Source organism: uncultured Bacteroides sp. (assembly GCF_947632445.1).
Taxonomy (GTDB): Bacteria; Bacteroidota; Bacteroidia; order Bacteroidales; family Bacteroidaceae; genus Bacteroides.
The window spans coordinates 1-24,845 of sequence record NZ_CANRPM010000008.1 but is presented as its reverse complement, the minus strand read 5'-3'; the positions used below and the strand labels follow the sequence as shown (position 1 = coordinate 24,845).

The following is a 24,845-nucleotide window of genomic DNA, read 5'->3' as shown; positions in this document are numbered from 1 at the left end:
GTCACTGGGCGAACTCATTCCTGAGAATCATCCCGTAAGGACGGTCAGCGTGATAATAGACAAACTGGACATCTCCGGCATAGAGTCGGTGGCGAACAAGTACACCTTCGTGTGGAAGGGCAGCGTCGAGAAGAACAAGGCGAGGCTGGAGGCGAAAGTTGACGCGGTACTGAAGAGGGCGGAGGCCGCCCACCGCAAGGGACGCTGTGTGGATGTGAACAATGCCCTCGACGGCGAAGGCCCTTTTTCGTCCGAGCGGGCCGGTACCTTGCCGGCGGGCGATCTTATCGACCTCTGCTTCTCCGGCAAATGGTCGCAGAGCGAACTGAAGAAGCGCATTTCGGGCCGTGCGGGCTTGGCGGCGCACTTGGGCACTACGGACGTACAGGCTGTGGTGAAGCGCATTGAGGAAGGTGACGAGCATGCCCGGTTGGTGTTAGACGCCATGATTTATCAGATAGCCAAGAGTGTGGGCGCAGCGGCAGTCGTACTCTATGGGCAGGTGGATGCGATCCTGCTGACGGGCGGTATCGCCCATTCGGACTACATTATCTCCCGCCTGAGAGAGCGCATCTCTTTCCTGGCGCCCGTCCGCGTCTACCCCGGCGAAGATGAACTGGAAGCCCTGGCGCTGAATGCGTTGGGTGCGTTGCGGGGCGAACTGACGGTGCAGGTGTATAGGTAGGGTAAAATTGATGTCAGCTTGTATGTTTTACGTTTTGTGTATATATGATTATGATATACAGAATATGAATCATCCTTCATTGATGATTGCTGCCGTTTGCACCAAACCCTCTTTCGCTCGGTTGTACGGGAGTATACCTTATTGCGGATAATCATTAAAAATGATGAGCTGATAGGTACAAATACAACCAAATGTATAAAATACCATCAGCTCATTAATGGATTAAATATTCTATTTTTTCGTAAGTCTCATATATGTACTACCACTGGAAAGAGTTAAAATATTTCCAGTTCTTTGTACAGAATATTGCACTCCTTTACTAGTGCCATTAAACATTAATAATAGAGTTTCCTTACTTTCAGAATAAGTGTAAGTAAAATAATCAGACCCATTTTCATCAGATAATGATCCAGTCCCATCATTTCTAAAAACAAAGGTTTCTCCGTCGTCAGATATCCAAGTCCCTACTATACCAATTGACGGCTCATCATCATCATCACTACCGCAGCTTACCATACATACACTCATTGCTAGTACAACTAGCATCATTGATAAATACTTCATTGTTCTCATCTTTTTATATTTTAATTATTTTGCTGCAAAGATATGTTCTGCAATAATATTGTGTTAGTGAATGATGTAACCAAAAAGTTTACATGTAAACCTTTTGGTTACATTTTGTTGTTTGGAAATCTTTTTTATTGTAGTTTTTCTTTGTCTTTTTGTATTTCTTCTGAGTATAATGAGAAAAAGTCGAAATCTAATAACTTTGATATTTTGGCTAATATTTCAGTGTCCAGCGAGTATTTGTTTAATAGCTTATATACGTTCGTTCTGCTACATGATAGATGTTTAGCTAACCAAACAATACTGATTTGTTGTTCTTCCATTCTTTTTCGTATAAGTTCGCCTATGTGTAGCATGTCAATATTTGTATAAATAGCTTATAGGCTCTCATATTCAGCTAACAGTAATCAAAAACAAAAGACGTGGGAGCCTGTTTCTTGCTTACCCCGTCTTTTAGGCTCTCGCATTGCCTGCTCAAAGGATAAGCAACGCCAGTCAGCCCACGTCTGTATGAAGTACATAACCATCATTATTTGACTTATTAAAGTCAAATAAATAGATGTATGCATACAATCATACTACGCAGACGCTTTTGTTGCCGTTATCTTCTTTGAGCTTTGGAATTTGCGAGATTCAAAAGACGGAAGTTAACGCATGAAAACGTCTTCTATAATATATAAATCTTCATGTCACATTATTCGATAATGTTTCCATAAAGTATTGCAAAAATAAGAATATTTCTCTTATTATTCATTGAATCCATTTCCTTTCTTTTGTTTGAGGGATTTTTTTTGTTTTTATCCTTATGCAAACTTTCCAGGTTTCAACTTTACAAGATAAGCATAACGCTTCTTTCTTTTCTAATATGTCTTGGAGAGAGTCGCCTCAATCCAGTTACAAAAGTAGAGATTTTCTGTGATAATCTCTTTTATTTTAATGTTTTTCTTTTCATTTAGGTCTAAATTCATATGATTGTTTCAATCAACAACTTAACATCAAGGCGCACTTTAATAAATAACGTGAGTTAGGAACATAGCGGTAAAAACATTCGATTTTAAACGATTACCGCTATGTCCTTAAAGTTCAAAGTTACAGAGGCTTGCTGAAAGTAGGATTGTTCTTATCCTTTTTCACTCCGGTGGTTTCCGCTGCTTCAAGCACGATTACAAGGAGTATCCTGTCCCTTGTGCCTTGTCTGCGGTTTATTCCCACTCGATAGTCGAAGGCGGCTTCGAGGAGATGTCGTAGGTGACACGGTTCACCCCCTTCACCTTGTTGATGATGTCGTTTGAAACCTGGGCCAGAAACTCGTAGGGCAGGTGTGCCCAGTCGGCAGTCATGGCATCAGTCGACGTCACAGCACGCAGGGCAACAGCACGCTCGTAGGTACGTTCGTCGCCCATCACCCCTACGGACTGGACAGGAAGCAGAATAACGCCTGCCTGCCACACCTGATGGTAGAGCGTGGTTTCGTTCCCTTTTTCATCGGTCACCTTCCAGTCGCGCAATCCCCGAATGAAAATATCGTCGGCGTCCTGCAGGATGCGTACCTTTTCGCGGGTAATGTCACCCAGAATGCGCACGGCCAAACCCGGACCGGGGAAAGGATGGCGGCTGATAAGGTGGTCGGGGATGCCCAGCTGGCGACCCACACGGCGCACTTCGTCCTTGAACAGCCACTTCAACGGTTCACAGAGCTGCAAGTGCATCTCTTCGGGCAGACCGCCCACGTTGTGGTGACTCTTGATGGTCTTTCCGGTGATGTTCAGGCTCTCGATACGGTCAGGATAGATGGTACCCTGAGCCAGCCATTTGGCATCGGTTATCTTATGCGCCTCGGCGTTAAACACTTCCACGAAGTCGCGGCCGATGATCTTGCGTTTCTGTTCGGGGTCGGTCACGCCTTCCAAGTCCTTGAAGAACTTCTCGCTGGCGTCCACACCGATGACGTTCAGTCCCAAGCACTCGTAGTCGTGCATCACGTCCTTAAACTCGTTCTTACGCAGCAGGCCATGATCTACAAAGATACATGTCAGGTTCTTGCCGATGGCACGGTGGAGCAGCACAGCAGCTACCGACGAGTCCACACCGCCGCTCAGGCCCAGAATAACGCGGTCGCTGCCCACCTGTGCTTTCAGTTCGGCTACGGTGGTGTCGACAAACGAAGCGGCACTCCAGCTTTGGCTGCATCCGCAGACGTCGACCACGAAATTCTTCAGCATCTGCGTTCCGTCCTCACTATGGAATACTTCGGGGTGGAACTGCACGCCCCACATCTTTTCGCCCTCGGCCTGGTAGGCGGCAATCTTCACCTTGTCGGTCGAAGCGATGACGCGGAAGTTGTCGGGAATGGCCGTGATGGTGTCGCCGTGACTCATCCACACCTGCGTATTCTCGCGCACGTCCTTAAAGAGCACGTTGCCCTTGTCGAAAGTGCTGAGATGGGCACGCCCGTATTCGCGCGTACCGGTCGGTTCTACCTTACCGCCGTTGCTGTACGAGATGAACTGTGCGCCGTAGCAGATGCCCAGAATGGGATACTTGCCGCGCAGCCGGCTCAAGTCTACTTTGAAAGCACTCCCGTCGTAAACGGAGAACGGACTGCCCGAAAGGATGACTCCCTTCACACTGCCGTCGCCATACGGAAACTTGTTGTAGGGTACAATCTCACAGTAAACATTCAGTTCGCGGATACGGCGGCCGATGAGCTGCGTGGTCTGCGAGCCGAAATCGAGAATGATGATTTTTTCCTGCATATAGGTGTCTATTGATAAAATGATTGTTACAAGTCTGAATTAGTTATGCAAAAATAGTGAAAGGCAAGCGCATAGGCAAATGAAAACAACAGATTTTATAGGTCTGTACCGTAACCGTCTTCTCTATTCCATCGCTTCACGCCGTTTGAACCGACAGTACAAAGGCGTTGAACCACCAGTACAAACGGAGTGAACTGCCGGTTTAAACGGGTTGAACCGGCAGTTTAAAGGCTTTGAACTGAGAGTTTATTTTTGATAAACTGGAATAAACTAACACTCGCCTAATTACCAGCACTTTGCGTTTGCCGGGTCGGCAGGCGGACGGGCATAAAAAAGATTGCAAGAACAGGCTTACCGCCACGCTCCTGCAATCTCTCGCTTCTATCTTATTCCATTATTTGCCTCGCTCCAGCTGCAAGGTCTTGGTAGGCTGGTCGCATACTTCCGCAGGGCCGAAGTACTGGATAGGCCCCGGATATACGTAAGCTGTTTCCCTCGCCCATTGCTCGCGCTGTGCGGCGAAAGTCTTGAAGGGTGCACCGTCCAACTTCACCAAAGCCTTCTGGATAACGGGCTTCATTTCGCCGTGACGACGTTCCATGTTCATCATCATTGTGATGGGCACACCGCCTGCAATCCATTCTTCGGCAGGAGCCGTCGTGTTGCGCACGGACGACATATAGCCGGTCTTGCCCTCACCAATCAGAGCGGCAGCCGTATAACCCAACGAGTAGCAGTAGTCGGCATCGAAGTTCGACGGAGCGGCGCACCGTCCTTCGTACCCGAAGAAGTGATGCTGGGCGGCGAATTTGCCCACATACTTGCCCTCTTTCTTCCAGGCGGCCAGCTTGGCGGCAACCATTTCGGAGAGCAGTTTCTCGGTCTCGATCAACGATACCTGTACGTTGCCGTGCGGGTCGCGGTCGAGTGTCAGCTGACGGGCTACGCCTTCGGGCAGGCTGGCATAAACAGCCGAGTTGGCGGGCGACAGCTTGTCGATGATATAGTCGCGCTGGTGAGATTTCTGGATGTGCGAGAACTCTTCGGCGTTGGCAGCCAGGAAGTCATTCAGTTCGGCGATGAGCCGCTTCATGGCCGGAATAAACTCAATCAGACCTTCAGGAATGAGAACCGTACCAAAGTTATTGCCCTGAGCGGCACGGTCGGCTACTACCTGGGCAATGTAAGTCACGATGTCGTCTAATGACATGTCTTTGGCCTCTACTTCTTCGGAAATGATACAGATGTTGGGCTGTACCTGAAGGGCGCATTCCAATGCGATGTGCGAAGCCGAGCGGCCCATTAGCTTGATGAAGTGCCAGTATTTGCGTGCCGAGTTGCAGTCGCGCTGAATATTGCCGATCACTTCAGAGTAGGTTTTGCAGGCCGTGTCGAAACCGAAACTGGTCTCGATCATGTCGTTCTTCAAATCGCCGTCGATGGTCTTGGGGCAACCGATAACCTGTACGCCATAGTGCTTGGCAGCGTAGTATTCAGCCAGTACGCAAGCATTCGTGTTGGAGTCGTCACCCCCGATGATAACCAGCGCCTTGATGCCCAGTTCCTTCAGGATTTCATAGCCCTTTTCGAACTGATCTTCCTTTTCTAACTTCGTGCGGCCCGAACCGATAATATCGAAACCGCCGGTGTTGCGGTACTCGTCGATAATGTCAGCCGTCAGCTCCATGTAGTTATGGTCTACCAAGCCGCCGGGGCCCAGGATGAAACCGTAGAGTTTGTTTTCGGGGTTCAGCTTCTTGATGCCGTCGAAGAGACCGGAGATGACGTTGTGTCCGCCGGGAGCCTGACCACCGGAGAGGATAACGCCTACGTTCATTACCGGGGACGAAGCAACCCCGTCGGAGGTTTCGAACTTGATAAGCGGCATGCCGTAGGTGTTGGGGAACAGCTTGCGGATAGCTTCCTGGTCGGCAACCGACTGAGTAGCCTCGCCGGCTACAGCTTTCACATGTCCTTTCAACGCCTTGGGCAACTTGGGCTGATAGGCAGCCCTTGCGATTTGCAGTGCACTTTTAGCCATATTGTACTATTGTTTAAAGGTGAATATACTTTGTTGTTTAAAGGTGGTGCAAATTTCGCTTTTTCCCTGTAGACTACATAACTTTTTAAAGTAAAACCTAAGCAACTATCACATTTTTTATATTTTTGCCATCGAATAACAAACACATGCCTTATGCTACAAGACTGGAAAGAACACTGGGAAGCCCGTTCCCGACGCATGCGCCGCAAGATAGAGCGGCTCCGCCTGAAGCGGGTACGCCAGAAAAAAACGCCTAAATATTCCTGCTGCAAGAACTGCGGCACTCCGCTCGAAGGTATGTACTGCTACCGCTGCGGCCAATATGCGCTCGATGCAGAACAGCCTTTCTGGAAATACGTGCTCCAATATTTTGAAAACGTCTATCAGTTCGACACCAAGATATGGCGCACCTTGTGGTATCTTTTTACCCGCCCCGGTTTCCTGACTGCCGAATTCAACGCGGGCAAAATCAACTCCTACGTCCATCCCTTCCGCCTGTACATGTGCATCTCGGTGGTGTTCTTCGCCGTGTTCTTCATGTTAGTGGGCGAACGGGCAGGCGACTTCGACACACTGGACGACGGACAGCTGCGCCGCAGCGTCGTAGAGCAGCTCGGAACGCCTGCTTCCGCGACTGACACTACTGTCTACCTCTATCAGGCACCACGTCTGGTGAAGACCCTGTCGTTGCGCTTCGGCGTGAAGGAGGCCGACAAAATAGTGCGATACCAACCGGTAGACAATCCCTACGGACTGTCGCGTACCACCTTGCCCCGCCTGCTGGTGGACTCTTGCTTCCTCCTGACCGACATCACCCTGCATGATTGGGAGTTCATCCGAAAGTCGCGTGCCCTAGCAAACCTGGACATTCAGAACTGGATAGACGGACGTGACTACGGCCCGGACAACATGGCCGCTATCCGCGCCTTCCACGTGGACAGCACCCGCATACAGATGGCCGACGGTGCAGACAGCCTTGTGCTGCACCCGCAAAAAGTCTACATCTGGACGGACAACGCAGAAAAGGATGCCGAGGCGGACGAGTTGCAGAAGCAACAGCTTATCAACGGCTTTGTGAGCGGTCTGTCCAAGTGGACTCCCTTCTACATGATGTTCCTCCTGCCGCTGTTCGCCGCCCTGCTGAAGCTGTTCTACGCCGGCAAACGGATGCCCTACATGTGGCACTTCGTCCACGCCATCCACGTAAACACCGTCTTCCTCATCCTGATATGCATCCCGCTGGTGCCGCTCTTCGCCTATGGCATTGACAACATGTTAGCCACCCAACAGACACTCAATGCCGTACAGCAAAACTTCTTGAGAATTACCTTCATCGGTTTCCCCTTAGCGATGATCTTCTACCTGCTCGTGTCCTTCCACACGGTCTATGGTCAGGGCTGGGGTAAAACGACCTTGAAGGCAGTACTGTTCTATATCGTGTTTACCGCCATCGCTGTCCTGCTGGCCATATTGCTGCTACTATGGGTGCTGGCAATGGAGGCGGACATGATTTAATTGAAGAATGAAGAATGAAAAAAACGAAGAATGAAGCATAGACAATGAAACTCACTGAAATATTCCAACAACGCCGGCAACGCATCCGACGGGACATCGAGGCCATGCGCCTGCGCCGCATCCGAAGCCATACCCGCCCCGGCTACACCCACTGCATGAACTGCGGCACCCTTCTGAAGGGCATGTACTGCCATCAGTGCGGCCAATACGCCCTCGATATTCACCAGCCTATCTGGAAATACATCCGCCAGTACTTTGAGAACGTGTACCAGTTCGACGGCAAGATATGGATGACCCTGCGTCTGTTGTTCACCCGACCGGGTTTCCTGACGAACGAGTTCAACGATGGCAAGATCAACTCCTATGTGCACCCCTTCCGGCTGTACATGTGCATCTCCGTCGTCTTCTTCACCCTGTTTTTCATGGCTGCCGAACGCGCCACAGAACGCGCATTGCTGACAACGGTCGGCCAGCAGATACCGGATACGGTGATGAACGCCCTGCGCCGCACCGACTCAGCTGTCCTACCGGATACGACGGTCTATGCCTATAACACAAAGACTTTGCGCCGCGTGCTCGAAGTCCGAGGAGCCTGGCATGCCGACCACCTCGTCCGTTCGCACTACGAGAACCGAGGCGACGAGCTGAACCGCGTCACCCTGCCCTGTCTGCTCTTCGACTCTTGCCTGACGCGCACCGCCGTTCGCGAAGAGACGCAGGCTAAAGTCAACGTCCTGCGCCGCGACTCGCAGCCGGATATGTCTGATGAAGAAGTACGGTTCTATCTCAGCCTGCCCACCGACACGGCAACAGGCCGTATCACTGCCGACACCTACGACTGGATGACACGCCTCAACCAGACCGACCAACTGCAACAGCAGGCTACGGCCTCGTTCGTTCTGGGGAAGCTGTCCAAGTGGACGCCTTTGTTCCTGATGTTCCTCCTGCCTGTACAGGCTCTGTTATTCAAGATCTTCTACCCTAAGCGCCGTTATATGGAGCACTTTGCCCACGCCACACATCTCGGTAGCCTCTTGCTCGTACTGTTGGTGGTGCCTGCCGCCATCCTGCTGTGGCATTTCAATGTGGGGCGTGACAATCACATCTTCACCAACAGTGTGGAAGATGCTTTCATCTTTCTCACGCCCTTCGCCCTGCTGGCCTATCAGCTCGTGTCGATGCACACCACCTACCGCGAGAGCTGGGGCAAGACCACAGCCAAGTGCCTGCTTACATTCTTTCTTTTCAACCTGCTGACACTCGGCTCTGCAACCACACTTATCCTTTGGCTGGCACTTAAGGCGACGGGAAGGATTTAGTAAATGGGTTACCAGCCTCCGCCAAGCGCCTTGTAGAGGTTGACCATCGTGATGCACTTGTCGCGAACAGCGTTGTTCAGGCTGAGCTGTGCATCGAAATAGGTACGTTGCGCATCGAGCAAGTCCATGTAGGCAATGGCACCGTTGACATATTGCAGCTGCGCCAGTTTGAGCGTCGTCTTGGCAGACTGCTCCAACTTGAGGCGTGCGTTGTATATATCCTTTATTTTATTGAACTCCGTAATAGCATTGTAAGCATCCTTGAAAGCACTGAGCACAGCCTTCTCGTAGGCATGGGTGGCACGTTCGAAGGCCGCCTTTCGGGCCTTGAGACGGGCACGGTTCTTGCCCATCGCAAAGATGGGTTCCAGAAGCGTGGCTGAAAAAAGATGATAAGGTGATTTCAGAATGTCACCCAATTCACCGCTCTCGGTACCCGCCACAGCAGTCAGAGTAATACGGGGGAAGAGGGCCGTGAAGGCCATACCTACCTGTGCGTTGGCGGCAATGACTTCCTGTTCAGCCTGGCGTATGTCGGGACGGCGCTCCAGTAAGGTGCTGGGCATACCTACGGGCAAAGCGTCAGGAAGCTGCACATCGGCCGTCTGACCGGCACGTGTGATGGTGTGAGGATATTCGCCCGTTAAGAAGGCCAGTTCGTTCTCCTTGAGTGTAATCTTGCGCTCGAGGTCGGGCACGAGGGTCACGGTCTTGGCCAATTCCACTTGTGCTTGGCGGAAAGGAATCTCGGAAATGAGTCCGCCTTCATAACGCAAACGAACAAGGTGAAGGCTCTCACGGCGTGCTTCGACAGTCTGCCGCACGATGGCCAGCTCGTTGTCTAACGCCACCAGCTCAAAATAAGCCTGCGCAACCTGTGCGATGAGGCTCATTTGCAAAGCATGTCGGTTCTCGATGGAACCCACAAAATCGGCCAGGCTCTTGTCTCGTACCCAGCGCAGATTTCCCCACAGGTCGAGCTCCCATGTGGCCGATGCCTTAATACCGAATTCATCGCTGTTCTTAGCATCATTGCCCCCATAGTTTTCGCGCTCAGGTTCGAGGTAAACTTTAGCGTCCACTTGTGGAAATAGATTGGCCACATCTATACGCTTCAGCGCGGCCAGTTCCTTGACACGGGCGGCAGCCATCTGCATATCTTTGTTATATTCCAATGTCTTGCGGATAAGGCCTTGCAGCAGAGTGTCGGTATAGAGTTCCTCCCATGTCATGTCGGCCAAAGAAATCGAATCGTCCGCAGGCTGACCGGACAGTGTTTCAGGCAAAGCCAATTCCGGCCGCGTATAGTGTTTGCCCAGCTGGCAACCAGCGAATAGCATCAGTGCGGCCAATAGGCAGATCGGATATATTGTACGTTTCATCATCATTTTTTCTTTTTAAAGGTTTGCAGGTTCAGTTTGGGAGCACGCACCTTGTGCTTCATCTTGTAAATCATCACAAAGAAGAAGGGCACCAGCAGGATGCCGATGGTGACAGCCACAATCATACCAAAGAACACACCCGTGCCGATGGCCTGACGGCTGGCCGAACCTGGCCCGGTAGCGATAACCATCGGAAGCATACCGAGGATGAAGGCCAGTGATGTCATCAGGATGGGGCGGAAGCGCAAGTGGGCGGCATGGAGAGCCGCCTCAACAATATCGCTGCCGCGATCCACCTCGTCCTTAGCGAACTCCACAATAAGAATAGCATTCTTGGCGGCCAAGCCGATGAGCATTACCAGACCAATCTGGAAATAGGTGTCGTTCTCCAGCCCACAGATAGAAATACCGGCATAGGCACCCAACACGGCAATAGGCAGAGAAATCAGCACGGCGATAGGCACGCTCCAACTCTCATACAATGCTGCCAAAAAGAGGAAAACGAAGAGGAATACTAATCCCAGGATAAGTCCGGTCTGTCCCCCAGCCTGTTTTTCCTGATAAGACAAACCACTCCATTCTACCCCGATATCGTCTGGAAGGTGATTGCGGGCAATACGTTCCAACAATTCCATCACCTGCCCAGAGCTGGCACCATTGGCAGCTGTACCACGAATGACGGAAGCGTTGAACATATTAAATCGCTTGATGCTTCCCGGACCGGTCGTGTACGCTGTTGTTCCGAGCGATGTGAGCGGTATCATGTCGCCGTCGCTACCGCGCACGAAATAAAGGCCTATATTGTCACGATGCTCACGATAAGGTGCCTCAGCCTGCAGATAGACGCGGTAGACACGGTTGAACATATTGAAATCATTCACATAAACCGAACCCGTATAGGCTTTCATCGTCGAAAAGACGTCAGCCATCGGTACCCCTGAGAGTTTCACCTTGTCGCGATCCACATCAAAATAAAGTTGGGGGATCTCAGCCTGGAGCGAGGACGACAGTCCTTCAATCTCCTTACATTGTAAGGCATAATACATCAGTGTGTCCGCAGCTTGTACCAAATCATCAAAGGTAGCCTCACCACGTGCCTCCAGTTGCATCTCAAAACCGCCCGACGTACCCAAACCGGGGATAACCGGTGGCGTAGACAAATAAACTTTGCACTCTGGATATTCACTGATCTCACGACGCACAGTTTCCATCACCTCGTCAATGGTAATATTATCGCGTTCGTCCCAAGGCTTTAAGATAACAGTCAGTTGACTGCGTGCCTGGCTGGTACCCACACGGGGACTAGATCCTGTAACATTTTGTACGTATTCTACAGCAGGCTGCTTCATCAAGAAATCAATGGTCCGGTCGGTTACCTTGCGGGTGCGTTCCAACGTAGTACTTTCGGGCAATTCCAGCTCGACGGTGAAGTAGCCCTGGTCTTCAACCGGCAAAAAGCTGGTGGGCATAAAGCGATGCAGGATGAAGATACACAGCAGGCCTAGGCAGAAATACATAGCGATGCGGCGCGGATGTTTCACGGTGCGACCTATCAGCTTGACGTATTTCGTATTGCCGATGGCCAACCATTTGTTGATGAAAACGAACACACGGTTCTTCGGCTTGTTGGGGTCTTCGGGACGCAGGATGAGTGAACACATCACAGGGCTCAGTGTGAGAGCTACTACCGTAGAAAGCAGTACAGACACCACAATGGTCACCGTAAATTGGCGGTAGAGCTGGCCCGTAATGCCCGGCAGGAAGCTGACCGGCACGAACACAGCCGCCAGCACGAGCGACGTGGCAATGATGGCGCCCACCAGTCCGTTCATAGCCTTCTTCGTGGCATTATAGGGACTAAGGTGTTCTTCTTCCATGATGCGCTCCACGTTCTCCACCACCACAATAGCATCGTCCACCACGATACCGATGGCCAACACAAGACCGAGCAAAGTCAGCATGTTGAGCGAGAACCCGAAGATAAGCATGAATCCGAAGGTACCGATGAGTGAGATGGGTACCGCTACCACAGGGATAATGGTAGCACGCCAGCTCTGCAACGACAGGTAAACCACGATGATAACCAATAGCAGTGCCTCAAACAACGTCTTATACACTTCATGAATGGACTCGCTGATGTAGGTTGTCATGTCGAACGGTATCTCATACTCTAATCCTTCGGGGAAATTGGCGCTGATTTCCTTCATGGTCTTCTTGACGTTCTCGGCCACTTCCATGGCATTGGCTCCGGGCAGCATATAGAGGCCCAGTACAGCAGCGTTGCCGGCATTGATACCACTCTCGGTGTTATAGGACTGTGCTTCGAGTGAAACGCGGGCCACATCACGCATCCGTATCAGTGAGCCGTCGGCATTGGCGCGAAGTACAATCTCCTCGAACTGTGCGGCCGAGGACAAACGTCCCTGCGCGGTAATGGGAATGGTAATGTCAAGTCCTTCGACGGGCTGCTGGCCCAAGACACCGGCTGCCGACTCACGGTTTTGATCCTTCAAAGCATCCTGCACGTCCTTCACCGTCAGTCCGTAGTTGGCCAGACGGGCGGGATCCACCCAAATCTGCATGGCATAGTAACGGCTTCCGATGTTGGACACACGACCCACGCCGGGAATGCGTCGCAGAAGATCCACCACATTCAACGTGGCAAAGTTACTCAGATAGATTTCATCGAATTTGGGGTCGTCCGACGTAAGGCAGAGGGTCATCAGCCGACTGGGAGCCTGTTTATCCACTTCAATGCCATTCTGCACCACCTCGGCAGGCAGACGCGACTCAGCCAGTTTGATACGATTCTGTATTTCGACAGCAGCCAAGTCCGGGTCAGCCGAGATATCGAAAGTAACGGTGGCCGAAAAACTACCCGCATTGGAGCTGCTGGACTCCATGTATAGCATACTAGGAGTACCATTCAGTTCTTGTTCGATAGGAGTAGCCACAGCCTGCGACACAGTGACGGCACTAGCCCCAGGATAAGATGCTGATATTTTCACTACGGGCGGCGTAATTTGGGGGTACTGGTCGATAGGAAGCATCATCAGGCCGATGATGCCTACAATGACGATCAATATAGAGATAACAGCCGAGAATACCGGCCTGTCAATAAAGAAATTCACTTTCATAAGCGGGATAGGTTTCTGATTTTAGAATTCTGAGTGCAATGCGGACAGTCTTCCTGTCCCTTACTTATTCTTCTTCCTCCATTGGTTTGCCTGTGCGTACCTTTATGCCAGGGGTCAGTTTGTGATACCCTTCAGTCACAATATTTTCGCCAGGCACAATACCACGTTCTACCACGACATTGTTGCCGAATTCAGGCCCCAACTCAATGAAACGACGTTCAACCGTAGAATCTCGACGCATAACGAAAACATGTGCTCCACCTTTCTCAATCATTAAAGCCTTCTGAGGAACAACGGTGGCATGCTCGCGTACATCAAGCAGCACACGCACTTTAGTAAATTGACCTGGGAGCAATACACGATCTGGATTGGGCATCTCGGCACGAACAGAGAATGTACCTGTCTTGGGATTGACTTGCGGTTCAGCAAAATCTACAATACCTTTATATATATAGGTGCTATTATCGGGCAGGGTAATGGTAACAGTCGGCTGCCAAGAACGGCTCAAATCTTTCTGTCCAATGACTACATTACGTTCTTTACTTTTCAGATAATCCAATGCTGTCATACTGAAATCTACCAATACGGTGTCACTCTTTACAATCGTAGCCAGCAAAGACTTCCCGCTAGTACCTACCAGGGTACCAAGATCTACATGCCGCTCGCTGATGTGACCGGATATCGGAGAACGTACCCACGTATAACCCAGTTCCTGTTCCGCCTGATCGAGATCGGCCTGACTCATACCCATGCTGGCTACAGCCGTTTCATAAGCTGCAATGGCATTGTCCAAGTCCAGCTGACTGGCTGCATTCTGTTCAAACAGCGGACGGATACGTTCCAAATCACGCTTGGTCTTGCGCACCAACGCTGAATCTTTACGCAACTGGGCACGTGCCTTATCAGCTTTGGCGCGATATTGCTTCTGGTCGATGACGAACAAGACTTGATTTTTCGTCACATACGTACCTTCCTCAAAAGCCATACTCTCTAAAAAACCTTCAACACGTGCACGTACTTCCACAAATTGTTGTGCACGGATACGTCCTACATAGTCTCCGTAGATTTCCACATCTTCTTGTTCTACAGGCTGTACAATTACAACAGGTGGTACTGGAGCCACCGCTTTCGGCCAAGTCAATACGATATACGCTGCCAGCAGCACTGCCATGCAAACCAGCATCGTCACAAATCTTCTTTTTCTCAACCTTAATTCTTTTATTGTAAAAAATAGTCTCATATCTGTTTGTTAGATAATTAAAACTCAATTCTTCACCTTTAGTCAGTGCAAAGATAATACCATTTTCCAATAAGTAAATGTTGAAACTTAGTTTATATCATTTTTTTTACGTCTCCTTGGGCAAATCCATAAAGAAACATGGCTATTACAACTGAAGCCAAAGTGTATTGGAGACATTATCAAACAGTTTTCACGACATCATTCCGAGCCATATTTCAAGATGTTTTAACGATATACGCTCCAATCCTAACCCCTTAATATAAAAAAAGGATAAATTAAACCCACTGACACACCAATATAAGAAACAATTTTGTATTTTTGCAGCGCATTTGGAAAACAAGCGCAAACTAATTATCAAATACATATTTATTGAACCTTTAAAAGTTTAAACAAAATGATTAAAGTAGGTATTAATGGATTCGGACGTATCGGACGTTTCGTATTCCGCGCAGCTCAGACAAGAAACGATATCCAAATCGTTGGTATTAATGACCTTTGCCCGGTTGACTACTTGGCATACATGCTGAAGTACGATACTATGCACGGCCAATTCAACGGCACTATCGAAGCTGACGTTGAGAACAACAAACTGATCGTTAATGGTAAAGAAATCCGTGTAACAGCTGAGAAGAATCCTGCTGACCTGAAATGGGACGCTGTAGGTGCTGAATATGTAGTTGAGTCTACCGGTCTGTTCCTGACTAAGGAAAAAGCTCAGGCTCATATCCAGGCAGGCGCAAAATATGTAGTAATGTCTGCTCCTTCTAAGGACGACACCCCGATGTTCGTTTGCGGTGTTAACGAAAAGACTTACGTTAAGGGTACTCAGTTTGTATCTAACGCATCTTGTACTACTAACTGCTTGGCTCCTATCGCTAAGGTTTTGAACGACAAATGGGGTATCACAGACGGTTTGATGACTACCGTTCACTCTACAACTGCTACTCAGAAGACTGTTGACGGTCCTTCCATGAAAGACTGGCGTGGTGGTCGTGCCGCTTCTGGCAACATTATTCCTTCATCTACTGGTGCTGCCAAGGCCGTAGGTAAAGTTATTCCCGCTCTGAATGGCAAACTGACGGGTATGTCTATGCGTGTTCCGACTCTGGATGTTTCTGTAGTTGACCTGACTGTAAACTTGGCTAAGCCTGCTACTTACGCTGAGATTTGCGCTGCTATGAAGGAAGCTTCTGAAGGCGAACTGAAGGGTATCTTGGGTTACACTGAAGATGCCGTTGTTTCTTCTGACTTCTTGGGTGACACTCACACTTCCATTTTCGATGCGAAAGCAGGAATTGCTTTGACTGATACCTTCGTTAAAGTTGTATCTTGGTACGACAATGAAATCGGTTACTCTAACAAAGTTCTCGACCTGATTGCCCACATGGCATCTGTTAACTGCTAATTTACAGTTAGAAAATATTAAAGTATAGGCGGCTTCTGCGGAAGTCGTCTATTTTTTTTGCATTTTTGCGTGAAGTTTCCTAAAGAGTCTCTGTACAAAGAGCCCGACAATGGGAACCTGACTAAAACGGTTGTTTTTTATTAACTTAGCGAATATGACAGATATTCAAAATCCTTTTTTTGAAAATATTCATACGCCTCACGGCGCCATCCCCTTCGATCGCATTGCCGTTGAGCACTATGCTCCTGCCATCCGTCGGGGCATCGAATGCCAAAACGAGGAGATAGATGCCATCGTCAACAATCCCGAACCCGCAGACTTCCACAATACCATCCTGGCACTGGAACTGTCGGGCCAATTTCTACATCGCGTTGAAGTCGTATTCGACAATCTGCTCAGTGCCGAAACCAACGACAAAATGCAGGAACTGGCCAAGGAACTGATGCCCCTGCTGAGCGAACATGCTAACAACATCACGCTGAACGAACGTCTCTTCGAACGTGTCAAGACTGCCTACGAGCAGCACAGCGACGAGCCTTTGACAGCCGAACAACGAAAACTAACAGAAGACACCTACAAAGGATTTGTGCGCAGTGGAGCCAATCTGCAGGGAGCCGACAAGGAGAAATACCGCGAGCTGTCGCGCCAACTGAGCCTGCTGACCCTGCAATTCAGCGAAAACAACCTGAAGGAGACCAACGATTATCAACTGATACTGACTAACAAGGCCCAACTAAAAGGTTTACCGCAAAGTGCTATCGACGCTGCTGCCGAAACGGCACGCGAGAAACAAAAGGAAGGCTGGGTCTTCACCCTGCATGCTCCCAGCTACATACCTTTCCTAACCTACGCCGATGACCGCGACCTGCGTAAGGAAATCTACATGGCCTACAACACCAAGTGTACGCATGCCAACGCCTGCAACAACCTCGACATCGTGAAACAACTGGCTAACACTCGCTTAGCACTTGCCCAACTATTGGGATACAAAGACTATGCCTCCTATAAACTGGAGCGACGCATGGCGCAGAACAGTGCCAACGTCTATCACCTGCTCGACCAGCTGCTGGAAGCCTACCGCCCCACTGCTCTTAAGGAATATGCCGAAGTGCAGGCACTGGCCCGCGAAGAGCTGGGAGCCGACTTCACACTGATGCCCTGGGACTGGAGCTACTATTCGCAGAAGCTCAAAGATCGCAAGTTCAATCTCAACGACGAGATACTCCGACCCTACTTTGAACTGGAGAATGTCAAAAAGGGCGTGTTCGGCCTGGCCACTCGTTTCTATGGCATCACCTTCAAGAAGAATCCCGATATCCCCGTCTATCACAAAGATGTGGAGGCCTTTGATGTCTTTGATAAAGGCGGCAGTTTCCTCGCCGTACTCTATACCGACTTCCATCCGCGCGAAGGAAAGCGTTCGGGCGCTTGGATGACCAGCTACAAGGAACAATGGATCGACGAAAAAACAGGCGAGAACAGCCGGCCGCACGTGTCGTTGGTGATGAACTTCACCAAGCCTATGCAGGACAAACCTGCCCTGCTCACCTTCGGAGAAGTGGAGACTTTCCTCCACGAGTTCGGCCATAGTCTGCACGGCATGTTTGCCAACACAACCTACGCCAGTCTGAGTGGCACCAACGTCTACTGGGACTTTGTGGAGCTTCCCTCCCAGTTCATGGAGAACTTTGCCGTCGAAAAGGAATTCCTGCATACCTTTGCCCGCCATTATCAGACGGGCGAACTGATACCTGACGAACTGGTACAGCGCATTGTGGATTCTCGCAACTTCAACGCGGGCTATGCCTGCCTTCGTCAGGTCAGTTTCGGTCTGCTGGATATGGCGTGGTACACCCGCACTTCCCCCTTTGAAGGCGACGTGATGGAATACGAGAAACAAGCCTGGGCGCGTGCCCAAGTGTTGCCATCCGTCAAGGGTACCTGCATGAGCACCCAGTTCTCGCACATCTTTGCCGGAGGCTATTCAGCCGGCTACTACAGCTACAAGTGGGCCGAGGTGCTGGATGCTGACGCCTTCTCGCTTTTTAAAAAGCAGGGCATTTTCGATCAGAAAACAGCCTTTTCCTTCCGGGAAAACATACTTTCACGCGGAGGAACTGAACACCCCATGACGCTCTACAAACGCTTTCGTGGGCAAGAACCAACAATTAACGCATTATTAACCAGAAATGGAATTAAAAAATGATGAAATATAGATTATTTACTTTATTGACTGTCATCCTACTACTTAATAGTTGCAACACGGAAGACGATGTATTGGAAATCTTTATAGGTAAAACTTGGAAGTTGACTTACATCTCTACAGAAAACTTACACAAGCAATACGACTTCTGGAACAACGACCAAGAATCAGAGCTAAGTTTCAATGCATTAAGGCAATCTGACACCTTTATCGTAGTTTTTGAAGGGACAGACTTGAATGGTATGACAAGCGGGACTTTCAATGCCAAAGGTATCAGGGCCACCATCAGCGGACAATGGAATGCAAACGGTGAAAGCCACGAAATGCAAACCGGCAACACCCAAATAAATAATTCGGAGACAGACAAACTGGCACAGGCCTTTATCACTGGATTTCAAAATGTTATCCGCTATGATGGAGATGCCGGCAATCTCTATATCTATTACGAAGATAATAACAAAAGTATCAAAAGAATGAATTTTAAAGCACAATAAAAATATAAAAAACTATGGACCACGAAGCCAAACAAGAAGCATTGGACAAACGATACATACGAATGGCCGCTATTTGGGCCGAGAATTCTTATTGCCAACGCAGACAGGTCGGTGCTCTCATTGTGAAAGACAAGATGATTATTTCTGATGGTTACAACGGTACTCCTTCTGGATTTGAAAATGTATGCGAAGACGAAAACAACATCACCAAGCCCTACGTGCTACATGCCGAGGCTAATGCCATTACCAAAATAGCCCGATCCAACAATAGCAGTGACGGGGCTACCATGTACGTTACCGCCTCCCCCTGCATCGAATGTGCCAAACTCATTATTCAAGCAGGTATAAAGCGGGTTGTCTATTCAGAGAAATATCGACTGGAAGATGGCATCAACCTGCTCAGACGAGCTGGGATTGAAGTGGTATATCTATCACTATCGGCAAACGAATAAAATAAAAAAACGAATAAAGAAAAGATATTATGGGTACAAAAGGTTCTTCCCGCTTCATGCCTGTCATCATTGCTATCAGTGTAGTGGCAGGTATTCTGATAGGAACATTCTATGCCAAACATTATGGAGGAAACAAATTGGGCATCATCAACGGATCATCCAACAAGCTGAATGCCCTTCTACATGTCATCGACGACCAATATGTGGATACAGTTGATATGAGCCAACTGGTAGAGAACGCCATGCCGCAAATTTTAGCAGAACTGGATCCGCATTCCACTTATATCCCTGCCCAAAATCTGGAAGAAGTAAATTCAGAATTGGAAGGAAGTTTCAGCGGTGTAGGCATCCAATTTACCATTCAAGAAGATACCATACATGTTAATAGCGTTGTATCGGGAGGCCCGGCTGAAAAAGTGGGTCTTATAGCCGGTGACCGCATTGTGACGGTAGACGACAGCCTTTTTGTTGGAAAAGGCTTGACCAATGAAAAAGCCATGCGCACCTTGAAAGGACCCAAAGGAAGCCAGGTAAAACTGGGCGTGAAACGCATTACGGAAAAAGAGTTGCTTGACTTTGTTGTCACACGAGGTGACATTCCACAAAACACCATTGATGCCGCTTATATGATAAACAATGATTTCGGTTATGTACAAATCAGCAAATTCGGACGTACTACCCATGTTGAACTCCTGAACGCTATCGCCCAGCTAAGCCATCAAAACTGCAAAGGTATGATTATCGACCTGCGCGAAAACACAGGCGGCTATATGGAGGCAGCAATCCGCATGGTCAATGAGTTTTTGCCTGAAGGTAAACTGATCGTTTATACACAAGGACGCAAATATCCTCGCATGGAAGAATATGCTAATGGAACAGGAAGTTGCCAAAATATTCCCTTAGTCGTATTGATAGATCAAGGATCTGCCTCGGCCAGTGAAATTTTCGCAGGTGCCATTCAGGACAATGACCGAGGAACTATCGTAGGACTTCGTTCATTTGGCAAAGGTCTTGTACAACAACCTATCGACTTTAGCGACGGATCAGCCATCCGCCTGACCATTGCACGCTATTACACTCCGTCGGGCCGTTGTATCCAACGTCCTTACGAAAACGGGAAAGACAGCAAATACGAAATGGACTGGTTAGACCGCTATGAACACGGAGAATTCTTCTCGGCCGATAGTGTGAAGTTGGATAAAAAACTACGCTATTCCACATCCTTAGGACGACCTGTTTACGGAGGAGGCGGCATCATGCCCGATGTCTTTGTTCCGCGTGATACGACAGGAGTTACATCTTACCTGATGGAAGTCAGCAACAAAGGCTTACTCATCCAGTTCTCTTTCCAATATACAGATCGTAATCGTGCCAGACTCGATCACTTCAACGATGAAGCAGAATTGCAGAAATATCTGGATAAGCAGAATATTGTAGAACAATTCGTACAGTTTGCAGCTCAAAAAGGAGTTAAAAGGCGTAATCTTCTGATTAACAAATCACGAAAGCTATTGGAAAGAAATCTATACGGGAATATTATTTATAACATACAAGGTAGAGAAGCATACATTCGCTACATCAACCGTGATGATGCAACCGTGTTGAAAGCCTTAGAAATACTGGAGCGAGGAGAAGCATTTCCCAAAGCTCCAGCAACCATTAAAGAAGAAGAAAATGATAATCGGGAAAAAAGAACTGCGCAAGTATATAGCAGAATTGAAGACCCTGCACACAGCTTCCGCTACGCTTTTATCGGATGAAATATTAGGCCGGGTGGAGAAACATCCTGTATTTCAGAAAGCTCAAACGATACTGTTGTACTATTCCTTACCCGATGAAGTCCATACGCACGACTTTATCCAGAAATGGTACAACCGTAAACGCATCCTGCTTCCAGTTGTTGTAGGAGATACACTTGAACTATATACATATACAGGACCAAACAAAATGAAGACAGGTGCATATAGTATCGAGGAGCCGACAGAAGGAAAATTCAATGATTTAAAAGAGATTGATTTAGCTATCATCCCAGGAGTAGCCTTCGATCGCCGAGGCAATCGGTTAGGACGTGGTAAAGGATATTATGACCGACTGCTTCCATTTCTGGCAGGCACCTATAAACTCGGAATCTGTTTCCCTTATCAATTACTGGAAAGTGTGCCAACAGAAAACTTTGATATACGCATGAATGAAGTGATTTATTAATTGCGTCAACGAAAAATAATATGGGTAATGACCTGAGCTCCCACATGGCGGTTCAGGTTACGCACCAACAATTCACGCCCCATCATCAATTCCTGCCGAAGGGTCGCTGAATTTAAATGTACATACAATACCTGATTCTTGATGAAAAGTCCTTGAGTATAAGAAGCTATAACGGGGCCCAAAACCTCCGGCCAGGCATTAATCAGCCGCCGTTCATTCAAAGGAGATTCCAAGCTCTCCTGGCGTAGGTAATTTCGGATAAGGACACCAATCTGTTCTGCATTACTACGCCTCATACCTCATCCTCCTGCATTTCAGAGACCATGCCTTGATCGACACGAAACATTCGATAGTCGCCGCCCACTTTATGCAAAATATTGTTCAAATGTTCACGGTTCGTATCAGTAATAAATATCTGACCAAAACGGTCACCCGCCACAAGTTTGACAATCTGTTCCACCCTCGAAGCGTCCAACTTGTCAAAAATATCATCAAGCAATAACAACGGAACCGTATTTCCCGCACGATGCAGAAAATCAAATTGGGCCAACTTTAATGCCACCAGGTAAGTTTTATTCTGCCCTTGCGACCCTTCACGCTTGATTGGGAAATCTCCAAGCAACATCTCCAAATCATCCTTATGAATTCCTTTTAATGAAAAGCCCATGATCCGGTCACGTTCCCGACTCTCTCTCAGAACCTCCAACAAAGACGTATCACGAGCATGCGAGCGATAACTCAATCCAACCTGCTCACGATCTTGAGAAATGAAAGAGTAGAACGATTGAAAAATCGGAATAAATTCATTGACGAACGCCTCTCGTTTACGATAAACCACTTCGCCGGCTTTTGCCATCATCTCCTCCCAGGCTACAAACAATTCATCCTCTACTGGTTGCTCGCTCTTCAGTAAAGTATTACGCTGTACCAACGCTTTATTATACCGAATCAACGCATCCAAATATTCCTTATCATATTGAGAAATGACCACATCCATAAAACGACGCCGACCGTCACTTCCACCGGCTATCAGCTCCGTATCGGCCGGTGAAATCATAACTAACGGCAAGAAACCAATGTGATCAGACAATCGCGTATATTCTTTTTTATTGCGTTTGAATTGTTTCTTCTGACGACGTTTCATCCCACAATACACTTCTTCCAGCGTTTCATCCGCTGCTGCATAAAAGCCTTGAATAACAAAAAAATCTGCATCATGACGTATATTCTGCGAATCAATGGGATTACCGGCACTTTTGCAGAAAGAAAGGAAATAGACTGCATCCAACAAATTGGTCTTTCCCATTCCATTCTGTCCAAGAAAACAATTCAGTTTCGATGAAAACGTCAGTTCCACCTGTTCTAAGTTCTTATAATTGAGTATCGAAATTCGCTTCAGTATCATAATTGCATCTACATTCTTGTGCAAAAATAGAAAGTTTTTTCATGCTTTTCAGACACAAAACAAAAAAAGATGCCGCTAAATTTCGTTGAAAGCTATAAAAAACTTACTTTTGCCAGTCGAAATTTCAAAGAGTGAATAATAACAGAAAGGATCTATAAAAATGGCAGAACAAAAGAAAACAAACGAAACCCTCAACATGGAAGAGGCTCTGACACAGTCGGAGGACTTTCTCATCAAAAATAAGAAAGCAATTATCGGTGCCATAGTGGCAATTATCGTCATCGTTGCCGGTGTAGTCATGTACAAATACCTCTATGTGGAGCCCCGCGAAGAGAAGGCACAGGCCGCCTTGTTCAAAGGTGAGGAATATCTGGGAGCCGATGCCTACGAACAGGCTCTGAACGGCGACAGCATAGGTTATGTCGGTTTCTTGAAAGTAGCCGACGAATTCAGCGGGACAGATGCTGCCAACCTAGCCCACGCCTACGCAGGTATCTGCTATGCACATCTGGGCAAATACGAAGAAGCTATCAAAGCTATTGAACGTTTCGACGGCGATGATCAAATGGTTTCTCCGGGTATGAAAAGCATGATGGGCAACTGTTATGCATCATTGGGACAGCTGGACAAAGCAGCAGATATGCTTCTTAAAGCAGCCAAAGAAGCCGACAACAATACCCTGAGCCCCATCTATCTGCAACAAGCAGGCGAAATTCTCGTGAAGCAAGGCAAGTACGACCAGGCTATCGAAGCCTACACGACCATCAAAAAAAAGTATTTCTCTTCTTACCAGGCCATGCAGATCGACAAGTTCATCGAACGAGCCAAACTGATGAAGAAATAAACCGCTACACCTCTTATTATCATAAGAAACACCAGTCACGGATTAAACGGAAAACACGGTCAAACTGCAAAGACGCCGTGAGGTTCGTGTAATCCGTGATTTTTTATCTATCCACTCCTAACATTCCAAATCTAAAAAATAAGATATGGCAACAATTTACCACAACCTGTCCGAATACGATTTCAACTCCGTGCCTGATGCCTCAAACATGAAGTTCGGCATCGTTGTATCCGAGTGGAACTATAACATCACTGGTGCCCTCCTGCAAGGAGCCGTAGCTACCCTGAAGAAACACGGTGTCAAGGAAGAAAATATCTTGATCAAGACCGTTCCCGGCAGCTTTGAGCTGACATTCGGTTCCAACCAGTTCATATCCCATACCGATGTAGATGCCGTCATTGCCTTGGGTTGCGTAGTTCGCGGTGATACCCCGCACTTTGACTACGTTTGCATGGGAACCACCCAAGGCATTGCCCAGCTGAATGCAAAAGGCGATGTACCAGTGATATACGGACTGATAACCACTAACACTATGGAGCAGGCCGAAGAACGTGCAGGCGGCCGATTGGGCAATAAGGGTGACGAATGCGCAATTTGTGCAATAAAAATGATCGACTTTGCTTGGAGTTTAAAAAAATAGTCGTATCTTCGCACCACAATCGAGAAACAAAGGTGCATTGCACCAAGTGGATTAAAAAATAATTGGGCAAATACCAGAGTGGCCAAATGGGGCAGACTGTAAATCTGCTGGCTTACGCCTTCGGTGGTTCGAATCCATCTTTGCCCACTAAATTTGCGGAAGTAGCTCAGTTGATAGAGCATTAGCCTTCCAAGCTGAGGGTCGCGGGTTTGAGTCCCGTCTTCCGCTCTTAATGAAGACCTTGATAGTTAAAATCGACTATCGAGGCCTTCTGTTTTTAGCAAGATACAAGATGTCCATTAGGGGTCAACGTGGCACATAGTAAAAAAGGGCCTAATATGCAAATGGAAAGATAAAAATCGTGTAAATTCCTTTTAGGTTCAATGGACATTTTGAGTGATAAAACCTTTGTAATGTATTGAATTTTACATCTTTGCAAAGGTTTTCATTGGTATGGTAAAAAATGCTTTTTCTGTGGCTCCTCCAATGTGGTTCGTAACGGTGTTCGGGGCCGAAAACAATTGTACAAGTGCAAGGTGTGCGGCCGTCGTTTCT

At 48.2% G+C, this 24,845-nt stretch carries 19 protein-coding genes, 2 tRNA genes and 2 pseudogenes; 14 read left to right on the top strand and 9 right to left on the bottom strand.

Annotation, left to right across the window (positions count from 1 at the left end; genetic code table 11):
• Window positions 1-178 precede the first annotated feature (178 nt).
• Window positions 179-685 (top strand): annotated as a pseudogene (locus tag Q0Z70_RS03025) (butyrate kinase); the annotation flags it as partial.
• 231 nt (window positions 686-916) lie between these two features.
• Here Q0Z70_RS03025 and Q0Z70_RS03020 read toward each other — a convergent pair.
• Together Q0Z70_RS03020 and Q0Z70_RS03015 are read right to left on the bottom strand one after the other, a co-directional pair.
• On the bottom strand, window positions 917-1,258 hold the full coding sequence (locus tag Q0Z70_RS03020) for a DUF5640 domain-containing protein (protein WP_298072527.1): 342 nt from the start codon (window positions 1,256-1,258) through the stop codon (window positions 917-919).
• Window positions 1,259-1,383: 125 nt separating this feature from the next.
• The gene (locus Q0Z70_RS03015) at window positions 1,384-1,575 is read right to left on the bottom strand and encodes a helix-turn-helix domain-containing protein (protein ID WP_298072524.1); all 192 of its coding nucleotides are present in this window, start codon (window positions 1,573-1,575) and stop codon (window positions 1,384-1,386) included.
• A gap of 760 nt (window positions 1,576-2,335) precedes the next feature.
• Between Q0Z70_RS03015 and Q0Z70_RS13540 the strand changes: the two are divergent.
• Window positions 2,336-2,428, top strand: a pseudogene (locus tag Q0Z70_RS13540) (IS982 family transposase); the annotation flags it as partial.
• A 26-nt stretch (window positions 2,429-2,454) separates the two neighbouring features.
• On the opposite strand, the gene guaA reads toward Q0Z70_RS13540, so the two are convergent.
• A complete protein-coding gene (gene guaA / locus Q0Z70_RS03010; RefSeq protein ID WP_298072522.1) occupies window positions 2,455-4,008 on the bottom strand; it encodes a glutamine-hydrolyzing GMP synthase in 1,554 nt (517 codons plus the stop codon).
• A gap of 394 nt (window positions 4,009-4,402) precedes the next feature.
• Window positions 4,403-6,049: a diphosphate--fructose-6-phosphate 1-phosphotransferase gene (locus tag Q0Z70_RS03005; RefSeq protein ID WP_298072520.1), complete on the bottom strand. Its 1,647-nt coding sequence runs from the start codon at window positions 6,047-6,049 to the stop codon at window positions 4,403-4,405.
• Window positions 6,050-6,202: 153 nt separating this feature from the next.
• Here Q0Z70_RS03005 and Q0Z70_RS03000 point away from each other — a divergent pair, with 153 nt between their 5' ends.
• Entirely contained in the window at window positions 6,203-7,564 is a 1,362-nt protein-coding gene (locus tag Q0Z70_RS03000) for a DUF3667 domain-containing protein (protein WP_298072518.1), read from the top strand.
• Window positions 7,565-7,608: 44 nt separating this feature from the next.
• Complete coding sequence (locus tag Q0Z70_RS02995) at window positions 7,609-8,883, top strand: DUF3667 domain-containing protein (RefSeq protein ID WP_298072516.1); 1,275 nt, start codon at window positions 7,609-7,611, stop codon at window positions 8,881-8,883.
• An 8-nt stretch (window positions 8,884-8,891) separates the two neighbouring features.
• On the opposite strand, the gene Q0Z70_RS02990 is transcribed toward Q0Z70_RS02995, so the two are convergent.
• The 3 genes from Q0Z70_RS02990 to Q0Z70_RS02980 all read right to left on the bottom strand — a co-directional run bounded on the left by Q0Z70_RS02990 (window position 8,892) and on the right by Q0Z70_RS02980 (window position 14,642).
• On the bottom strand, window positions 8,892-10,271 hold the full coding sequence (locus Q0Z70_RS02990; protein WP_298072514.1) for an efflux transporter outer membrane subunit: 1,380 nt from the start codon (window positions 10,269-10,271) through the stop codon (window positions 8,892-8,894).
• Window positions 10,268-13,402 (bottom strand): multidrug efflux RND transporter permease subunit, encoded by a 3,135-nt coding sequence (locus tag Q0Z70_RS02985; RefSeq protein WP_298072512.1) that lies wholly within the window; start codon window positions 13,400-13,402, stop codon window positions 10,268-10,270. Before Q0Z70_RS02985 ends, Q0Z70_RS02990 begins: the two co-directional genes overlap by 4 nt.
• A gap of 64 nt (window positions 13,403-13,466) precedes the next feature.
• Complete coding sequence (locus tag Q0Z70_RS02980; RefSeq protein WP_298072511.1) at window positions 13,467-14,642, bottom strand: efflux RND transporter periplasmic adaptor subunit; 1,176 nt, start codon at window positions 14,640-14,642, stop codon at window positions 13,467-13,469.
• A gap of 394 nt (window positions 14,643-15,036) precedes the next feature.
• Here Q0Z70_RS02980 and gap point away from each other — a divergent pair, with 394 nt between their 5' ends.
• From gap to Q0Z70_RS02950, 6 genes are all read left to right on the top strand, one after another.
• A complete protein-coding gene (gap, locus tag Q0Z70_RS02975; protein WP_298072509.1) occupies window positions 15,037-16,047 on the top strand; it encodes a type I glyceraldehyde-3-phosphate dehydrogenase in 1,011 nt (336 codons plus the stop codon).
• A gap of 154 nt (window positions 16,048-16,201) precedes the next feature.
• Complete coding sequence (locus Q0Z70_RS02970; protein WP_298072507.1) at window positions 16,202-18,253, top strand: M3 family metallopeptidase; 2,052 nt, start codon at window positions 16,202-16,204, stop codon at window positions 18,251-18,253.
• On the top strand, window positions 18,250-18,744 hold the full coding sequence (locus tag Q0Z70_RS02965) for a DUF4847 family protein (RefSeq protein WP_298072505.1): 495 nt from the start codon (window positions 18,250-18,252) through the stop codon (window positions 18,742-18,744). Before Q0Z70_RS02970 ends, Q0Z70_RS02965 begins: the two co-directional genes overlap by 4 nt.
• A 14-nt stretch (window positions 18,745-18,758) precedes the next feature.
• Entirely contained in the window at window positions 18,759-19,196 is a 438-nt protein-coding gene (locus tag Q0Z70_RS02960) for a dCMP deaminase family protein (protein WP_298072503.1), read from the top strand.
• A 29-nt stretch (window positions 19,197-19,225) separates the two neighbouring features.
• A complete protein-coding gene (locus Q0Z70_RS02955) occupies window positions 19,226-20,956 on the top strand; it encodes a S41 family peptidase (protein WP_298072501.1) in 1,731 nt (576 codons plus the stop codon).
• Window positions 20,871-21,401 carry a 5-formyltetrahydrofolate cyclo-ligase gene (locus Q0Z70_RS02950; RefSeq protein WP_298072499.1) on the top strand — a complete coding sequence of 177 codons (531 nt, stop codon included), beginning with the start codon at window positions 20,871-20,873 and terminating at the stop codon, window positions 21,399-21,401. The genes Q0Z70_RS02955 and Q0Z70_RS02950 overlap by 86 nt, the downstream gene beginning before the upstream one ends.
• Window positions 21,402-21,406: 5 nt before the next feature.
• On the opposite strand, the gene Q0Z70_RS02945 is transcribed toward Q0Z70_RS02950, so the two are convergent.
• Window positions 21,407-21,697 (bottom strand): DUF721 domain-containing protein, encoded by a 291-nt coding sequence (locus tag Q0Z70_RS02945; protein ID WP_298072497.1) that lies wholly within the window; start codon window positions 21,695-21,697, stop codon window positions 21,407-21,409.
• Window positions 21,694-22,806 carry a DNA replication/repair protein RecF gene (recF, locus tag Q0Z70_RS02940; protein ID WP_298072495.1) on the bottom strand — a complete coding sequence of 371 codons (1,113 nt, stop codon included), beginning with the start codon at window positions 22,804-22,806 and terminating at the stop codon, window positions 21,694-21,696. The genes Q0Z70_RS02945 and recF overlap by 4 nt, the downstream gene beginning before the upstream one ends.
• 160 nt (window positions 22,807-22,966) lie before the next feature.
• Here recF and Q0Z70_RS02935 point away from each other — a divergent pair, with 160 nt between their 5' ends.
• From Q0Z70_RS02935 to Q0Z70_RS02920, 4 genes are all read left to right on the top strand, one after another.
• A complete protein-coding gene (locus Q0Z70_RS02935) occupies window positions 22,967-23,650 on the top strand; it encodes a tetratricopeptide repeat protein (protein WP_298072493.1) in 684 nt (227 codons plus the stop codon).
• Between the two features lie 145 nt (window positions 23,651-23,795).
• The gene (ribH, locus tag Q0Z70_RS02930) at window positions 23,796-24,290 is read left to right on the top strand and encodes a 6,7-dimethyl-8-ribityllumazine synthase (protein WP_298072491.1); all 495 of its coding nucleotides are present in this window, start codon (window positions 23,796-23,798) and stop codon (window positions 24,288-24,290) included.
• Between the two features lie 64 nt (window positions 24,291-24,354).
• Window positions 24,355-24,437, top strand: a tRNA-Tyr gene (locus Q0Z70_RS02925).
• Window positions 24,438-24,445: 8 nt separating this feature from the next.
• A tRNA-Gly gene (locus Q0Z70_RS02920) sits at window positions 24,446-24,518 on the top strand.
• The last annotated feature ends 327 nt before the right edge of the window (window positions 24,519-24,845 follow it).

Excerpts from the sequence above, each read along its gene's own strand:
- guaA (WP_298072522.1), bottom strand. The coding sequence starts at position 4,008 with ATGCAGGAAAAAATCATCATTCTCGATTTCGGCTCGCAGACCACGCAG.
- Q0Z70_RS03015 (WP_298072524.1), bottom strand. The coding sequence starts at position 1,575 with ATGGAAGAACAACAAATCAGTATTGTTTGGTTAGCTAAACATCTATCA.
- Q0Z70_RS03020 (WP_298072527.1), bottom strand. The coding sequence starts at position 1,258 with ATGAGAACAATGAAGTATTTATCAATGATGCTAGTTGTACTAGCAATG.
- ribH (WP_298072491.1), top strand. The coding sequence starts at position 23,796 with ATGGCAACAATTTACCACAACCTGTCCGAATACGATTTCAACTCCGTG.
- Q0Z70_RS02945 (WP_298072497.1), bottom strand. The coding sequence starts at position 21,697 with ATGAGGCGTAGTAATGCAGAACAGATTGGTGTCCTTATCCGAAATTAC.
- gap (WP_298072509.1), top strand. The coding sequence starts at position 15,037 with ATGATTAAAGTAGGTATTAATGGATTCGGACGTATCGGACGTTTCGTA.
- Q0Z70_RS02965 (WP_298072505.1), top strand. The coding sequence starts at position 18,250 with ATGATGAAATATAGATTATTTACTTTATTGACTGTCATCCTACTACTT.
- Q0Z70_RS02990 (WP_298072514.1), bottom strand. The coding sequence starts at position 10,271 with ATGATGATGAAACGTACAATATATCCGATCTGCCTATTGGCCGCACTG.
- recF (WP_298072495.1), bottom strand. The coding sequence starts at position 22,806 with ATGATACTGAAGCGAATTTCGATACTCAATTATAAGAACTTAGAACAG.
- Q0Z70_RS03005 (WP_298072520.1), bottom strand. The coding sequence starts at position 6,049 with ATGGCTAAAAGTGCACTGCAAATCGCAAGGGCTGCCTATCAGCCCAAG.
- Q0Z70_RS02955 (WP_298072501.1), top strand. The coding sequence starts at position 19,226 with ATGGGTACAAAAGGTTCTTCCCGCTTCATGCCTGTCATCATTGCTATC.
- Q0Z70_RS02980 (WP_298072511.1), bottom strand. The coding sequence starts at position 14,642 with ATGAGACTATTTTTTACAATAAAAGAATTAAGGTTGAGAAAAAGAAGA.
- Q0Z70_RS02960 (WP_298072503.1), top strand. The coding sequence starts at position 18,759 with ATGGACCACGAAGCCAAACAAGAAGCATTGGACAAACGATACATACGA.
- Q0Z70_RS02995 (WP_298072516.1), top strand. The coding sequence starts at position 7,609 with ATGAAACTCACTGAAATATTCCAACAACGCCGGCAACGCATCCGACGG.
- Q0Z70_RS02950 (WP_298072499.1), top strand. The coding sequence starts at position 20,871 with ATGATAATCGGGAAAAAAGAACTGCGCAAGTATATAGCAGAATTGAAG.
- Q0Z70_RS02935 (WP_298072493.1), top strand. The coding sequence starts at position 22,967 with ATGGCAGAACAAAAGAAAACAAACGAAACCCTCAACATGGAAGAGGCT.
- Q0Z70_RS02970 (WP_298072507.1), top strand. The coding sequence starts at position 16,202 with ATGACAGATATTCAAAATCCTTTTTTTGAAAATATTCATACGCCTCAC.
- Q0Z70_RS03000 (WP_298072518.1), top strand. The coding sequence starts at position 6,203 with ATGCTACAAGACTGGAAAGAACACTGGGAAGCCCGTTCCCGACGCATG.
- Q0Z70_RS02985 (WP_298072512.1), bottom strand. The coding sequence starts at position 13,402 with ATGAAAGTGAATTTCTTTATTGACAGGCCGGTATTCTCGGCTGTTATC.